This window comes from Paenibacillus sp. PvR133, assembly GCF_017833155.1.
GTDB classification, from domain to species: domain Bacteria; phylum Bacillota; class Bacilli; order Paenibacillales; family Paenibacillaceae; genus Paenibacillus; species Paenibacillus polymyxa_B.
Map to the genome: position 1 here is coordinate 4,154,226 of NZ_JAFIBS010000001.1, position 15,617 is coordinate 4,169,842.

Sequence of the window (15,617 nt, forward strand, 5' to 3'; positions counted from 1 at the left end):
TAATGTTATAAAATGACAGGAGCGTTGACACACGATCCCGTCATTTTTTAGTTATATTTAGATATCATTATCATGAATGTGAGCTGCATGTCGTTTTTCTCGTTATTTGCGATCGAATAAGGAAACAATAGTCACCGCATGATCCCCGAGATTTGTGCGAATATTATCTGAATACATACTACAAGGATGTCGAGGGACAAGAACAAGGTCCCATTGAAAGTCGCTATTTTATCGGCTTTTTTATTCTATCGGTACAGTTCTTGTCCCAAGCCAAGATAATCAATAAAAAACTTACAGTGAACAAACATCAGACGAGGAACATTGACATATGAAAAAAACCATTGGATTTATTGGAGTCGGTAATATTGGAAGTACGATTGCTTGTTTTGCAGTGGCTGCAGGATATGACGTTGTAGGAGATAGGGATGTAACCAATCGTAGTAAGAGGCGATTGATTACATCCCTATTTTTGGCGTGGAGAAATCAATGTGGTCATTAGTGACTTTTCTTCAGAATCATCTGAGGAAGCTCTAGCAACAATCTGTCCATCGTGAGCGGATCATCGAAATTGTACTTGTTCTCGGTAAGAATAATACGGTCGATGCTTTTCGAGTTCCAGTATGGTAACTGCATCAGTCTTCTGTATAACCGGATCGTACGGGGATCGTTATCCATGAGAATAAAATGGGTATCGGCTTCATAGCTACAGGCATGTTCCGGTCGCGTCAGTTGAAAAGGAATGCCTGCCCGGATTAGTTCCTTCACCTTCGGAGGAGGCTGCATGCCGTCAGGGTGGTATACAGTAACTGCAAAGCCTTTCATGCTCATGATGTAGAGATTGCCCTCAACGATGGAAAACACAGCTGCTGTTTGCTTAACATCTATATGCTTCGCCAGGCCTATCCACATTCGTTTACTTGCAGCGCGATGCCGATAAATCCATTGTTGTGCAAGCTTCTGCCGATTCATTAGCTCTGCTGTTTGCATGATTCTTGAATAGACGTGTTCATAGCGATCGATGAGGACGGTTGGGGCAATGGATGCCAATTCTTCGATCCAATCTTGACGGAAACCAGAATGAATGATCAGGTCAGGAAGAAGCTTACGTATTTTGCCCGGTTCACCCAGTAATCCAATATCCTCAATACCATTGATGGAATCCCAGTACAGACCTCTTTTACCTATGATCTCCACATCTGCGCCTATCGGCGTGATACCCAAGGACAATAGATCGCCCAGCGAATAACCAACGGCAACGATCCGTTTGTAAGGAACCTCTGGCATGAGCACGGGAGATGAGCTGACTGAAGCAGCCTCCTCGTACTGGCGGGGAGTGATCCCTTCCGTTTGTCTAAACTTGCGCGAAAAGTAACTCTCATCCTTGAATCCCACGGCTTGGGCAATCTGTGCAATCGTGTCCTCGGTCTGTAACAACAGCCGCTTGGCGTGTTTCATACGAATATCCAACACGTAGTCCAACGGTTTTTTTCCTGTAATGGACTTGAATAAGGTACTGTATTGCCATTTAGCCACACCTGCGATGCTGTACAACTGGCGGGCCGTAATGTTTTGCTGATAGTGAGATTCGATATAAGTGACGGTATGCTTCACCGCTTGAATGTTATCGGATATTTCCGTATTCCGTCGAATGTTTTCCATCAGGAACAGGAGTAGTTCCTGCAACGCAATCTGCTGTTTCAATCTCGACTCTTCGGGGACGGGAGTGGGGCGCTTCAATGAGAGGTCGAGCGTTCCTGCCAAATCAAGTAACCTTGATTCGTCAGTAATGTTCATGCGCGTCTCGTACGGAATCATGGACAGTAATTCATTGGCTGGTTTCGACTCTCCAAGCCGGTATACACTGAACACGATGACGATGGCCGCCGCGGTATTCAGCTGCGTGGCGGACGATGAAGCCCCCAATGTTTCTTCGTGCGGATCGACGAATTGAATGCTGGCCTGCGCATCAGGTGCAAGCAGTAAGACATCGTTTTTTTCGGTCTGTACGAAATGCTTCCTCAAGTGTAACACACCGGATGTCGACTTAAACACGACGAGGCGATGCGCCCCAGGCGAGCTCGGGATAAGCTGTTTGCAGGACAGCCTGCGGAAAAGTCTCACGCTTTGAGGGATGTATATGTCGTATCCTTCATTCGGCAAAAAGGAAATTTCTTTTCCGTCAATTGTTGAACGTTCCATGTTGTGCTCCTTAACCAAATGTATTTTGAACCGCGGTTCCAAGCAAGACATGCATAGACAAGTCAATTGTCGCAAGCCCGGTTCTGTTTTTTGTGCTATAAAAAATCAGAAATATATCCATTGTTCAATCATACCAAACTCCTTAACATAAATTGAAGATGATTTTCATTCTCATTAATGTTTTAGGGGGCTTTACCATGCGAAAGAGAAAAATGTTCCAAGGCATACTTGTCATGCTATTTATGCTTCTGCTTGCTGTAACAGCGGCATGTTCCAAAAAAGAGGAGGCAGCACCATCTGCGTCAGCTAACGGGGAACAGGAAAGAGCTAAAGAAATAACGGTTTCATGGATGAGGGATTTGGGTCCATCTAATCCGCACGCGTACTATCCATCACAGCTGTTCTCACAATCCATGATTTACGAACCGCTGGTTGAGTACGGCGAAGGGGGAAAAATCAAGCCTCATTTGGCCACCAGTTGGGAGATTAGCGAGGACGGCAAAGAATATACTTTCCATCTTCGGGAGGACGTCCAATACTCGGACGGAACACCGTTCAACGCCGCTAGCGTCAAGCGTAACATAGACGCGATCCTGCAAAACAAGACGACGCATAGTTGGCTGGGAACGGCCAAATTGCTGGATCACCTCGAGCTTGTTGACGAGTACACCGTCAAGCTTGTCATGTCAGAGCCGTACTATCCGGTTTTGCAGGACTTAACGACCGTGCGTCCATTCCGCTTCTTGGCCGATGCAGGCTTCCCGGAAGGGGACAATACGCTGGAAAGCATTCAGTCTCCCATCGGCACGGGGCCATGGATGCTTGAAGAATACAAGCAGGATGAATACAGCGTATTCGTGAAAAACCCGAACTATTGGGGCGAACAGCCTGAACTGGACAAGATCACGGTCCGTATCATACCGGATGCCGAAACTCGGGTACTAGCCTTCGAGAAAGGCGATCTTGATCTCATTTTCGGAGAGGGTTCCATTAGCCTTGACGAATTCACGCGCCTGCAAAAGAACGATGCATTCGAAACGGAAGTATCGGGCCCGTTGGGCACGCGAAACTTAATCCTGAATACGCAGAATGAAAAGCTGACGGATATGCGAGTAAGGCTTGCATTGCATCACGGATTTGACAAGGCTGCGATGGTCAAAGGCATCACGTCTGACGTGGAACAGCCTGCGACGCAGGTGCTAACGACCGATTATCCTTACGTTAGTCAGACGTTCCCTGGATTTGCATACGATGCCTCCAAAGCAGCAGCTTATCTGGACGAGGCAGGATGGAAGGTTCCGGCATCGGGCGGTACCAGGGAAAAGGATGGCGAGAAGCTGTCGTTTGAGCTGATGTACGATACAACTGACCGCATCCAGAAAGCGATGGGCGAGACACTTCAGGCCGAATGGGCTGGACTTGGCGTTAAACTTCAGTTGACGGGACTTGAGCTGACCGAACAGACCAAACGTTTCCGTGAGGGAGACTATGACATGAACTTCTGGTTCAACTCCGGAGTGCCTTACGATCCACATACATTGGTCAATGCGGTAGCGGAGCCTACCTTTGGCGTTGCAGAGGCACATCTCAATATTGAAGGCAAGGCAGAGCTTGACGAACAGATCAGGCAAGTACTGGCTTCCGTTGACGAGAAACAGAGACAAGAGCTTTATGATCAGATTTTACAAAAAGTTCAGGAAGAATCGGTTATTATACCCCTGTCCTATATTCGTCAATATAACGTATACCAGAAAACACTGGATAACGTTTCATTTCCGGAGAGCAGATGGGATCATCCATTTAATAGCATTCACCTAAAATAAAGAAAAGGAAGGGCCACTCATGGCAGGTTATATTTTTAGAAGAGCACTGACGCTGGTTCCACTCGTGCTGTTCGCCACCTTCGTAGCTTTTGTGCTAATGAGGCTCTCTCCGGTTGATCCGGCCGAGGCGTACTTCTCGGCAGCTCATATCAAGCCTAACGAGCAAATGCTACAGGAGAAGAGGGGAGAACTGGGGCTGGACGATCCCTTTATGTCTCAGTACGTGCAATCTGCTGTTCGCATGCTACAGCTAGACCTCGGGACGTCGTACCTGTCCTCCAAGTCTGTCTGGGGAGAGATCTGGCAACGGTTGCCCGCAACGTTGCAGTTGACGGGGAGCAGTATGTTGATCGCTTTCGTAGCTGTTGTCACACTAGGGTATCTCTCGGCCGTGCACGCCGGGCGGTGGGTAGATTATGCGGTGCGCATTCTTTCCTACATCGGCGCATCCTTACCGCAATTCATGCTGGGTTACTTACTGATCTATCTGTTTGCCCTCCACTGGGACTTGCTTCCCGTGGAAGGAAAAGGCACATGGCAGCATTTGATTTTACCATCATTGACTCTCTCTTTGGCACTTGTGGCAACCTATGCCCGACTGTTTCGCGAGAGTATTCTGGAGCAGATGAAGCAGGCTTACGTGGACTATGCGCATACACGAGGACTAAAGCCGCGCAGCATCATGCTCAGACATGTGGTTCGACTGGCCATCCTCCCCATCATTACCGGATTCGGTATGAATCTGGGTAGGCTTATCACGGGAACGATTGTGGTAGAACGAGTATTCTCCTGGCCCGGTTTGGGGCGGTTTTTCGTGGAATCCATTTTCAACCGCGATTTACCAGTCATTCAGGGCTATGTTTTTTTTGCTGCCTGTCTTTACTTATGTACAAGTCTCCTAACCGATCTTCTGCACATGGCTGCTGATCCGAGGCTTTCCTTGCAAGAAAGGAGCAGGTAGGAATATGAAATTGAAAAGTTTGTTTTTTGGCAAGCGGCTGGTCGTAGGCTTGTGCCTGTTCTTTTTGTGTGTTTGCGCAGTAACAGCTATCTTTGCTCCATGGATAGCTCCCCATGATCCGAATCAGATACGAATGGCTGACAAGCTCGTTCCATCCTCGGCTGAGCATTTACTGGGTACCGACCATTTGGGCAGGGATGTGTTGTCCAGACTCATCTATGGTGTCCGAATTACGTTTGGACTGGTGTTGGGTGTCTTTTCCATATCTGTGCTGGTTGGTGTATCGATTGGCATGTTATCCGGTTACGTAGGCGGTTGGCTGGATCAGCTATTAATGCGGATTTGCGACGGCATGCTTGCATTTCCGAACCTCGTCCTTGTGCTTGGCATCGTTGGTATGCTTGGACCAGGGATATATCAGGTCATTATAGCACTGCTGCTGGTACAGTGGGTGTACTATGCACGTATGACCCGGGGTCTGGTGTTGCATCTGCGTTCCGAGCCGTATTTGCTGGCTGCCCTCATTTGCGGTTCCAGCCGGTTAGCGATCCTGAGAAGACACGTTTTCCCGCATATTTTCCCGCAAATTGTGGTGATCGGTACGCTAGAGATGGGGTGGGCCATCATGGATATTTCAGCTCTTTCCTTCCTGGGACTCGGCATTCAGCCGCCTACCGCGGAATGGGGAGCGATGATTAATGAAGGACGCGGCTATTTGCGCGAACACCCTTCCCTAATGCTATATCCGGGATTGTGTATTTTACTTGTAGTCACCGCGTTCAATGTACTGGGGGAGTCGCTCTCCCAACTGCTCGGCGTAAAGAAAGTGAAGGAGAGGAGCACCCGCAATGTTCGAAGAACATCACGTCAGATCGGCAACTCCTGAACCATTGCTTGCACTTCATAATGTCTGTGCCGATGTGATCGAAGACGGCGCTTCTCAACGATTGCTGCATGATGTTTCGTTTTCGTTGCAGCCTGGACGCGTCGTAGGTCTTGCAGGACAGAGTGGCAGCGGCAAAACGCTAACCTGCCGATCGATTCTTCAGCTACTCGATCCTGCCATCCGCATAAACGGCAGCATCAGACTGAGAGGTGATGAACTGAACGGCATGACTGAAGAGCAGTTACGCACCATTCGCGGAAATGATATTGGATATATTGTTCAAGATCCAATGAATGCACTGGTTTCTGTTCATACCATCGGAAGCCAGTTTGTCGAAACGATCCGCACACATGCCCGGTGTAGTAAAAAGGATGCGTTGACACTGGCTGTGCAGGCACTTGAAAGTGTAAGGCTGCCTGATCCGCCGGAACTTCTCAAACGATATCCGTTCCAGCTTAGCGGAGGCATGCTGCAACGCGTGTTGATTGCGCTAACGATGTGTCTGTCACCCTCCATCGTCATTGCGGACGAGCCCACCACAGCCCTCGATACCATTAATCAATACCATGTATTGGAGGAACTAGAGAGACTGCGGATAAACCAGGACGTTGCCATCCTGCTTATTACGCATGATCTTGACGTCATCGCAGAGATGGCAGACGAGGTCATCGTGATGCATGAAGGACGGATCGTGGAACATAACGACGTATTATCCATATTCAATCGACCACAACATTCCTATACACAAGAATTGCTACGCAGTCGGTTGAATGAATGAACGGAGGGAAGAATAATGGCACTGCTAGAACTTTCCGGCGTCACTCACACGTATGATTCTGCGAACAACTCTTGGTGGAAATCGAAACAGAAGTTGCAGGGAGCTGTCGTGAAGGATATCTCCATGACGCTGGAGGCAGGACAATGCATCGGTTTGTTGGGGGGGAGCGGTGCAGGCAAGAGTACACTCGGCAAAATCATGCTTGGCTTGCAGCGCCCTCAACGGGGCTCAGTACTTATTGATGGTAAGGATATGTATGCTTGTGACAATCGAACGAAGAAACAGTTACGGAAGCATGTACAGGCCGTATTTCAGGGTTGTTATTCTTCGGTAAATCCCAAGATGACGGCAGCACAAATCATCGGGGAGCCCCTGGACAATTTCGAGCGACTAACGAATGGGGAAAAGGATTACCGCATCGGCGAAGCTTTGGACATCGTCGGACTACCTGCAAGTGCCATGAACAAGCTGCCAAGACAATTCAGCGGTGGACAACTACAGCGCATTAACATTGCACGCGCCATGATCTCCAGACCCAGCTTTATCGTGCTCGATGAAGCTGTCAGCAGCTTGGATATTGCCAACCAGGTACATATTATCGATGTTTTACGCGATTTAAAGAAACAACGGGATATGTCCTACGTATTCATCACGCACAACCTGAAGGCTGCTTTTGCACTATGTGACCGATGGACTGTATTAGATCAGGGTAGCTTATGCGGTAGCTTCTCGACGATAGCCGAGATGAAGGTATCCAGGGAACCAGCAGTTAAGCTGTTGTTAGACGCCTCATTATCCGGACATCCGGAGTTGGGTACAATTCGGAAGGATAGGCCTTTCTATGTTGACGCAGGGCAGCGTAAAGGCGCCTGGGCATGAATCGAAGCAAAGATTTGCCATACGCTCGCAACGGGGCATTTTCCCCCGTGTTGCTACGCCTATATACCCTCACTTTTTTGTTTTATAGTGCTAACGCCTTCGTTCAGATGATATTGCCTCTCTATACGCAAAGCATTGGCTATGGAAACGACAAGATCGGTATGATCGTGGGGATGTATTTGCTAGTTAGCATGCTGCTGCGACCATGGGCGGGAATCGTCGTTGAACGATTCGGGATTGCCCGCATTCTACGTTTTATTCTGGCGGGACATCTGTTAGTTTTACTATTGTTTGTATGGCAAGGCAACGTTTCTTACATTATTGTCCGGGGTTTGCAAGGCGCTGTCGCCGCATTCTTTTCGTTGACCGTGCAAATGGCTGTTATGGACCTGTTGCCCGAGCGTGACCGTGCTCAGGGATTATCTCTATACTTGTTGTTTGGTTTGCTACCCTCGGTTATGATGCCTGCACTGGGATGGATCGCCTGGGAAAAAGCTGGACTGAACGGATTTTACGCAGGACTTTTGGTTTTGGGCGCATTGACGCTCATCTCGGGCTATGGAACAGGAAGAGCCACGCAGCACATCAAAGCGGCAAAGCGTCCCGCGGAGCAAACGACAACCAAGCATGAAATAGATAGAAGCGCACGATCCACGCTCTGGAACCGTCACTTCATGCTAAGCAGCCTCGTGATGATGAGCGCAACGATTGGGTTTGGCGCGGTAACGGCGTTTCTTGCCTTGTATGTGATACAGACCGGAATCGGCAATGCGGGGGTGTTTTTTGCTATTCAATCGGGCGTGATCGTGACAGCAAGATTTGCTTTCCGTAAGAATCTGCCTTCGGACGGGAACTGGCATTCCGTATATGTCGGCATGCTGTTGGTTTCGCTCACGATAGGTCTGGCACTTGTAGCTTTTGCCCCAGTAACAGGTAATGCATGGATGCTGTACGGGGGCGGTGCGATGATCGGCTATGGCATAGCTAATGTGTATCCTGTGCTTGCCGCTTACCTGAGCATCACACTCGGAAAAGAACGTCGAAAAGTATGGATGGGGTTATTTATCTCCATGTCCGATTTTGGAACCGTGATTGGTAGTCTCGTTCTAGGCCTGGTGGCAGACTCCGCCGGTTACAGAGCCATCTTCTGGATTTCTGCCAGCGTTTCTCTCTGCGTTGCCTTGTTTGTTGCCTTGAGTAGCCGCTGGATGAAGGCCCAGCCGTAAGATTAAGAGAACATACACTTACCTGATCAAGAATCGAGTTTAGCATTGGCATCGTTGAGAGATGGCAAGCTGCCAGTCATCGGTGTAAGTTAGATATGGGGTAGGGCTTAAATCGTTCTTGGACGATTTAAGCCCTGTTTTGTTCGTCGGCAAATAAGTCTTGAACGTTCTTGAAGTGAATATCGCTAAGAACGCTCGATATTTTTTCTATGGATAAACGGTCCTGTTTTTGAACCCAGTAATGAATAATGCCTGTTATACCAGAGAGCAAATATTCAAGCGAAATCTCGAATCGTTCCAGGGTAGAATTTAGCTACTTTAGAGAAACTAACCATTCGTGAAGTGGAGAATTTTTTATCTTTTTTGGAGTATCAACTCGACAATACTAAGCTAACCATTAACCGTAAATTGTCCTCACTAAAATCCTTATTTGATTACTTACAGAATAAAGCTGAAATAAGTGACCTAGAGCCATATATCCAGCGCAATGTTATGGCCAAAATGGATTTAAATGTAGTTAAAGAAAGCCAAGAGACGATTGCCAATCGTATTGATGGGAAAATTCTTAGAGAAGACGATTTTGAGTCGTTTAGGTTATTTGTAGCCCATGATTACGGAAAGATTAATAAAGAGAATAAACATATTTTCAATTTCCATCAATTTAATCGTGAACGAGATACAGCCATTGTTTCCCTCATTTTAGGATCCGGTCTTAGGCTCTCTGAGGTTGCAGGCATTAACCTTGAAGATCTGGATATGAATAAAGCTTTAGTAAGTGTTATCCGTAAAGGTAAAAAAGAACAATATGTGTATTTCAGCAAGCAAGCTTTACTGGATTTAGAAAATTATCTGCAGATCAGAGAATCAAAATATAAACCAGAGAAAACTGAAAGCTTTTTGTTTATTGCTGCTCTATAGGTCGTAAAGGAAAAAGCCGACGCTTAACTCAGCGATCTATAGAGAAACTGATCGAAAAATACGCTACAGCTTTTGGAAAGCCAGCTTTAACCGTGCACTCTCTGAGGCATTCATTTGCAACGCGTTATCATTTAGAAAACAATGATGTGCCTAGATTGAAAAACCAATTAGGACATTCCTCAATACAAACGACTATGATTTATACTCATTTAACTGATGAAGAAATGAGGAAAGCAGTTAATAATATGGATAAGTAATAAAGCTTCGTCATGTAATCACACAAACTTTGTCCCTTTCGAGGAGAATGACACAAAGTTTACCCTGTTCAAGGGGGAATGACACAAAGCTTCTCTATAGCGACTTAGTACCAGCTGTCATTGAGTGAAATAGGGGATAAACTTGTTGTCAATGTACAATTCTTTAGCACGTAAGAATCAAAATGAATATCGCTTTTTATTTGTGCAATCCAATGGAAGTCAATTACAAGAAATCACTAAACTTGTTGAAAAAGAAAATATCAAGCCCTCTATAGATTCAACTTATACGTTTGGGGACATTAACAAAGCGTTGATTAAAGTGTCGACGGGTCACTCCCAAGGCAAAGTTGTTGTGACCTTCTAAATAATAATCGAGTCCCGCTTCATCCGGCATTTTGGCCATTTGCAAAATAGCTGTAACCCGCTCAGCCGCTTCGATCCTTCGCTTGTGCTGTTCCGCAATCAATTCGCCCAGCGAATAAATGTTTTCCACCCATATTTGACATTTTGGGCAGCCTTTCTTTTAGTTAATTAATAGAGCAGGAACAGCGGTACGAAAGGCAGGATACAGAGAATAATAATCGTCGTCGTTTCTAAGGCCGTCTTTTACCCGAATATGAGTCATGATACTGTAATACCCAAAAGGAGTGCGCCGGCTGCGGCAAAGCCGCTTTTCCAGAATCCCGCGTCTGTTAATTCTACAGAAACATGGCTGCCAATAATCCTTGTATAATCCATATTGTAATTGTCATTTTTTCTCCTTATTTATTAAAAACAATCGGCATTTTTTTGTATATAGGCAGATTTACAAACAAAATCGTACAAGCATTTCGCAACGTTTTCCCGAGATACATTCATGCCTGACTTCGTATCACCGAACGAAATTCCATAGCTCTTGCCGTCTTGTTTGATATTCGGATTGATAATGCGTACGACAGTCCATTCTATGTTTGATTTGTGAACGGTCTTCTTTTGCTTTCACGGTAGGCGTCCCCAGTGTGACAAAACGTTTTTTATTTAAAGCCTGCATGGTTTGAATGATGGTTTCATGAGCCCGGGGATCGACAAATCCTTCACTTTTCTGGATTTATCCTGCGCCGGTCCAAGCGCGCTGATCACGGCGTCTGAATTTGTAAACGCATCTTTCATTTTGCGGTGGTCATCCAGGCTACCGACAACCACTTGTAAATTCGGGTGATTTTCAGGCAGAGCATCCGCTCTTCTTACATAAGCCACTACCTGGTCGCCGTGTGTTAAAGCTTCTTTTACGACCAACTTTCCTATAGCGCCGTTGGCGCCAAAAATTGTAATTATCATAACGTAGCCTCGTCTTTCATACATCTATTATTTCTACAACACTTGTTGTATAGTTATATTGTAAGTACTGGTAGCTACTGTTCAACCGATAAAATTACGTTTTTATCGGATATACGACATATGCAGTGAAATGTCTAAAAAGTGGAGGTGAGATGAGATGACGGAAAACAGGCTCGATCCACGTTTTGTACGTACACGCAGATTAATTATGGATGCATTTCTTCTCCTCTCAACGAAAAAGGATTTTAAGAATATCAGCATTAAAGACATTACATCTGAAGCAACGATCAACCGTGCCACCTTTTACTATCATTTTATGGATAAATACGATCTGCTCGAGAAAACACTGGAAGAACATCTAATGACGAACGTAATGAGAGAAATTTCAATACATGACCAGCTCAATGAAACGACGCTTGCCAGTGTATTTATGTCGGTTACTCAATTTCAATCTTCGCTGGCTTCCCAATGTCGAAAAAGCTTCGAATCATTTACTTCTGTAATAGAAGCGATAATTAAGAAAGAACTTGAGCAAGTATTTTTCGAGATGATGATGAATCAGAATGCAGGAGTCCGTGAGGAATCCGTTCGAATTGCATCTGTAATGTTAAGCTGGAGCATTTACGGGGCGGCCGTTAACTGGCAATATAACGATACAAGGCCAGCTGAAGAATATATCCAATTGGTGATACCTTATCTTTCTCAAGGGCTGAAATTTTTTATTGAGGAAGGTGTACGTTAGTTGTTCAATCAGACAAAGTAACGCTCTCTCTAAGAGAGATCTTCTTATGCCGAACAGTCTTTATTAAAGGGGAACTTAATCTAGGGACATATAGTCAACAAACAGGTCATTATGCTAACTGGGTACGTTAGTTAATAAAGCAGCGGCAGTCTAGTAGTCTTGTTCTACAACAGTGCAACAGGGGTTCCGTTCATCACGACCTACACGCGGCTAGAGGTGATCCACTGGCAGATTTGTATGAGTAAATAGCCGCCGAAGAAAAGGCCCAAGCTACATACCAGTGGCTGATTGACAAGACGGATGATGTGGATCTGTAAGACAGCCTCAAGTTTCTGCGGGAGCGGGAGATTGTGCATGCGCTGCGGTTTAAGGAGTCGGTGCAGATTATTATTGAATATACGGGAAAGAAAAAGGTATATATTCTTTAGCAGAACGAATTGAGAATATTTAAAGCTTATTATCAGTTCCAATTCAGTTTAAATAACCAATAATAACTAAACAGAGAAAAGGTGTGTTCATATGAGTACAGCAAATCGCGGAATCCACATTGGTCCTCCCCGTTTTAAAATAGCCGTTCATTCTGTCGTATGGCTAGCAAAAAGTAACAGCGTTTTATCTAGTGCAATGATTGCGAGTCAAGTTAAATCACATGCTACATTCATGAGAAGAGTCATGCAGTCTTTAACCGTTGCAGGTATCGTGGAGTCAAAAGGTGGACGTGAGGGGGGCTACATTTTACGAAAAGCTCCCAGCCTAATTACTTTAGGTGATATTTATTATGCAGTAAATACGGATATATCAGAATCTGATTTTGATATCGATTGTGGAGATGCCGCTAAACAGCTTGATCTTGAATTGGAAAAAATTCTGTATGAAACTGAACAGCACACTATAAAATATTTGAGTCAGTTTACAATCGATGATGTCGCTAAGCGTATAGATTTACTTTAATTAGTAAAAAAATAAAAAAACAGGCATAAATTTGTAATGTGCTGTTTCAAAGATGCATCTCAAAAGCTTTAACCAATGATGCTGCCTTAGTGGTTAAGAGTTAAAGATGTCGCCATATTGGCGACTTTTTATTTTCTTGCTGGATTTTGTTATAACAGTACACTGATCGCTCATCCCCACAATTGCGCATACTTGCAACTATTGTATATAGAGAACAGCACTGGTATGGTAATACCGGTTAAAGTATTAAAGGATACTACCAGAATAGACCCGTTCCCAATATCTTTTAGATAGTCATATAAATTTTGATGGTAAGTTCAATCAATAGACGAAAGTAAGTTATTTAAAACCCTAGTTGTAAGAAAAATGTTTAAAAGTATACCTTCTCATCGATCACGGTTAGTCATCTATAGATGTATTCAGATGATAGATATATATGGTTACGAATACTGTGAAAGGGCTCCCCCTCAAAACGCCATTGCTTCTACTGACCAAACAATCAGGTGTCACTCCTGTACTACAACGTTATAAAGCATATTTTGTAACCTAACATTCGTACAGAAATAGAACTTGAGATTAAGGAATAAATGAATTATAATGTGCTCATCGAAGTTGCATTTAAAAGTCTTAAATGTGCTTAAAAAAGGCACAATATGAAATGGACTGAGATAAATATCTTACTATAAGGGAGAAATTACTATGTCCAATGTACTTTTTATTAAAGCGAATGATCGTCCAGCAGATCAAGCAGTAAGTGTTCAGATGTATGAGACTTTTCTCAAGACTTATAAAGATACCCATTCGTCTGATGTAATTACTGAACTTGATTTGTTCGTAGAGAACCTTCCTACTTATGGGAATACTGTGATCACAGGCATCTATAAATTAAGTCAAGGTTATGAACTTACGGCAGAAGAGTTGGAAGCCACAACAACGTCCAATCGTTATCTGGATCAATTCCTTGCCGCAGATAAAGTAGTCATTGCCTTTCCACTCTGGAACACCATGGCACCTGCACCGTTGGTCAACTACATCGCTCATATCTCCCAGGTTGGCAAAACATTTAAATTTACTGCTGAAGGTCCTGTTGGTCTTGCCGGTGATAAAAAAATCGCATTGCTAAGCGCACGTGGAGGAATGTACTCGATAGAGCCGATGGCATCCTTCGAATCAGCGGTTAAACCAGTGAAGATGAATCTTGGCCTTTTCGGAATTCAAACTACCGATGTTATTATTGAAGGACATAATCAGTACAAGGATCGTGCAGAAGTGATTGTAAAAGAAGGACTTCAAGAAGTGGCCAAAGTAGCATCAACGTTCTAAGACACTTTCCAGGAAGGCTTTACCTGTTTGGCACCAGCGGCTCTATTGGGCAAATGTTGATACGGCAAGCACTTGAGAAATGTGCTCTAGTAAGGCCTATATACGCGAATCTGCAAGCCTATTCTAGAAGATAAGAAATATAATTTTGCAAACACTATTTAAACGTAAAGGCAGCCGATTATCGGCTGCCTTTACAAATTTAACGTGATCTCTTCGATAAATTGGCAAATGGGACTAAAGAAACGGTGGGCACGTAACTTTTAATAACGCTATTCGTGTCTTTCGGGGGAAATTTAGGATTAACCACTAAAACAAGAAGGATAGAGATGAATATGAACAGATGTAGAGGACAAGGACGTATATCTAATGGAATCCACACTGGCGCTTCAGCTCGGCAGGGAAGATAAAAAGCTTTTATAAAGGCCGTGGGCATTTGTAGTCATGAAAAGGGCAAGCTCGAGAGCAAATCATTTTTCTGACGGATGTACTGGAGAGAACGCTTGAGCAAGCGTAGGCATATTTCCGGAACAAAAATTGATACAGATTTTAACCGTTCTCTCTAATGATAATTTTCATCACAAGCCTTGTTTTTTTAGATCCGCATACAACTGACAATAGAGCTTCATTAAAGCGGCGACATTCTTTAGGAAGCATGAAAACAGTCAGCAAAAAAAGCGTTTCAAACATAATTGAAACGCTTCCATCTTAGTGTTATTATAATATTCATAAAGAGAGATAGGGGGAGGGAGATGCCAAGTATTAAAGATGTAGCTAACATAGCTGGCGTAGCTGTGGGAACGGTGTCCCGCGTTATTAACAACTCGGGCTCTGTAAAACCAGAAACACGCAGGAAAGTGGAGAAAGCTATACAAGAACTGAATTATTTTCCTAATGAAGTCGCTCGAAATTTCAAGATGAGGAAATCCAAGATGGTAGCCTTGCTGCTTCCAAGTATCTGGCATCCTTTTTTTTCTGAACTGGCTTATTACATTGAGGATGAGTTGGATCGGGAAGGTTTTAAGCTCATGTTATGTAATAGCGGCGGCAAGCCCGAGAGGATGTAAAGGTTATCGGCTACGACGGGATTCAGGATCATCCTTATTTTCATCCGATATTGTCTACAATCAGGCAGCCAGTGGAGGAGATGGCACGTTTGACAATCAGACTACTGTATCAAAAGATCGATGGTATAACTTTAGATCAGCAAGTGTATCGTCTCCCCGTTGTCTTCAAGCAAGGCGAAACCACATGATTTTATTGAAAAATATTAGCCTCATTCTTTCGATTCATAGTGTGGATCTACTAACTGACGTTTTTCTTACAGCAAATTGGAAACGTTTCAAAAGTGAAAACATCC

General features: G+C 44.5%; 16 protein-coding genes and 2 pseudogenes. 15 read left to right on the forward strand and 3 right to left on the reverse strand.

Annotation, left to right across the window (positions count from 1 at the left end; translation table 11 throughout):
• Positions 1–328 precede the first annotated feature (328 nt).
• Entirely contained in the window at positions 329–499 is a 171-nt protein-coding gene (locus JOE49_RS26920) for an NAD(P)-binding domain-containing protein (RefSeq protein ID WP_202404241.1), read from the forward strand.
• Here JOE49_RS26920 and JOE49_RS18045 read toward each other — a convergent pair.
• Positions 496–2,199 (reverse strand): helix-turn-helix domain-containing protein, encoded by a 1,704-nt coding sequence (locus JOE49_RS18045; protein ID WP_209942259.1) that lies wholly within the window; start codon positions 2,197–2,199, stop codon positions 496–498. The genes JOE49_RS26920 and JOE49_RS18045 overlap by 4 nt on opposite strands.
• Before the next feature lie 197 nt (positions 2,200–2,396).
• Here JOE49_RS18045 and nikA point away from each other — a divergent pair, with 197 nt between their 5' ends.
• The 8 genes and pseudogenes from nikA (at position 2,397) to JOE49_RS18085 (ending at position 10,291) form a co-directional block, all read left to right on the forward strand.
• Positions 2,397–4,022, forward strand: coding sequence for a nickel ABC transporter substrate-binding protein (gene nikA / locus JOE49_RS18050; RefSeq protein ID WP_023988649.1), 1,626 nt, complete (start codon positions 2,397–2,399; stop codon positions 4,020–4,022).
• A 19-nt stretch (positions 4,023–4,041) separates the two neighbouring features.
• A complete protein-coding gene (locus JOE49_RS18055) occupies positions 4,042–4,983 on the forward strand; it encodes an ABC transporter permease subunit (protein WP_025722474.1) in 942 nt (313 codons plus the stop codon).
• 4 nt (positions 4,984–4,987) lie between these two features.
• Positions 4,988–5,869, forward strand: a complete 882-nt coding sequence (gene nikC, locus JOE49_RS18060; RefSeq protein ID WP_075154212.1) for a nickel transporter permease — start codon at positions 4,988–4,990, stop codon at positions 5,867–5,869.
• Positions 5,832–6,647 carry an ABC transporter ATP-binding protein gene (locus JOE49_RS18065; RefSeq protein WP_209942260.1) on the forward strand — a complete coding sequence of 272 codons (816 nt, stop codon included), beginning with the start codon at positions 5,832–5,834 and terminating at the stop codon, positions 6,645–6,647. Before nikC ends, JOE49_RS18065 begins: the two co-directional genes overlap by 38 nt.
• Positions 6,648–6,662: 15 nt before the next feature.
• A complete protein-coding gene (locus JOE49_RS18070; RefSeq protein WP_209942261.1) occupies positions 6,663–7,526 on the forward strand; it encodes an ATP-binding cassette domain-containing protein in 864 nt (287 codons plus the stop codon).
• Positions 7,523–8,752 carry a staphylopine family metallophore export MFS transporter CntE gene (cntE, locus tag JOE49_RS18075; RefSeq protein WP_023988654.1) on the forward strand — a complete coding sequence of 410 codons (1,230 nt, stop codon included), beginning with the start codon at positions 7,523–7,525 and terminating at the stop codon, positions 8,750–8,752. The genes JOE49_RS18070 and cntE overlap by 4 nt, the downstream gene beginning before the upstream one ends.
• A 309-nt stretch (positions 8,753–9,061) precedes the next feature.
• Positions 9,062–9,927, forward strand: a pseudogene (gene xerS / locus JOE49_RS18080) (tyrosine recombinase XerS); the annotation flags it as partial.
• A gap of 151 nt (positions 9,928–10,078) precedes the next feature.
• Positions 10,079–10,291, forward strand: coding sequence for a zinc-binding dehydrogenase (locus tag JOE49_RS18085; RefSeq protein ID WP_069080918.1), 213 nt, complete (start codon positions 10,079–10,081; stop codon positions 10,289–10,291).
• On the opposite strand, the gene JOE49_RS18090 is transcribed toward JOE49_RS18085, so the two are convergent.
• The gene (locus JOE49_RS18090; RefSeq protein ID WP_209943731.1) at positions 10,205–10,420 is read right to left on the reverse strand and encodes a hypothetical protein; all 216 of its coding nucleotides are present in this window, start codon (positions 10,418–10,420) and stop codon (positions 10,205–10,207) included. The genes JOE49_RS18085 and JOE49_RS18090 overlap by 87 nt on opposite strands.
• 524 nt (positions 10,421–10,944) lie before the next feature.
• Positions 10,945–11,244, reverse strand: coding sequence for an NAD(P)-dependent oxidoreductase (locus JOE49_RS18095; RefSeq protein ID WP_049828391.1), 300 nt, complete (start codon positions 11,242–11,244; stop codon positions 10,945–10,947).
• A gap of 157 nt (positions 11,245–11,401) precedes the next feature.
• On the opposite strand from JOE49_RS18095, the gene JOE49_RS18100 reads away from it, so the two are divergent.
• The 6 genes and pseudogenes from JOE49_RS18100 to JOE49_RS26930 all read left to right on the forward strand — a co-directional run bounded on the left by JOE49_RS18100 (position 11,402) and on the right by JOE49_RS26930 (position 15,512).
• Positions 11,402–11,986 (forward strand): TetR/AcrR family transcriptional regulator, encoded by a 585-nt coding sequence (locus tag JOE49_RS18100; protein WP_028541261.1) that lies wholly within the window; start codon positions 11,402–11,404, stop codon positions 11,984–11,986.
• Between the two features lie 159 nt (positions 11,987–12,145).
• Positions 12,146–12,414: pseudogene (locus JOE49_RS26400) on the forward strand (manganese catalase family protein); the annotation flags it as partial.
• Positions 12,415–12,505: 91 nt separating this feature from the next.
• Complete coding sequence (locus JOE49_RS18105) at positions 12,506–12,937, forward strand: RrF2 family transcriptional regulator (protein WP_160790872.1); 432 nt, start codon at positions 12,506–12,508, stop codon at positions 12,935–12,937.
• Between the two features lie 672 nt (positions 12,938–13,609).
• Positions 13,610–14,260, forward strand: a complete 651-nt coding sequence (locus JOE49_RS18110) for an FMN-dependent NADH-azoreductase (RefSeq protein ID WP_305953850.1) — start codon at positions 13,610–13,612, stop codon at positions 14,258–14,260.
• A gap of 749 nt (positions 14,261–15,009) precedes the next feature.
• Positions 15,010–15,324 (forward strand): LacI family DNA-binding transcriptional regulator, encoded by a 315-nt coding sequence (locus JOE49_RS26925; RefSeq protein ID WP_237449164.1) that lies wholly within the window; start codon positions 15,010–15,012, stop codon positions 15,322–15,324.
• A 50-nt stretch (positions 15,325–15,374) separates the two neighbouring features.
• Entirely contained in the window at positions 15,375–15,512 is a 138-nt protein-coding gene (locus tag JOE49_RS26930) for a hypothetical protein (RefSeq protein ID WP_237449163.1), read from the forward strand.
• Positions 15,513–15,617: the final 105 nt, after the last annotated feature.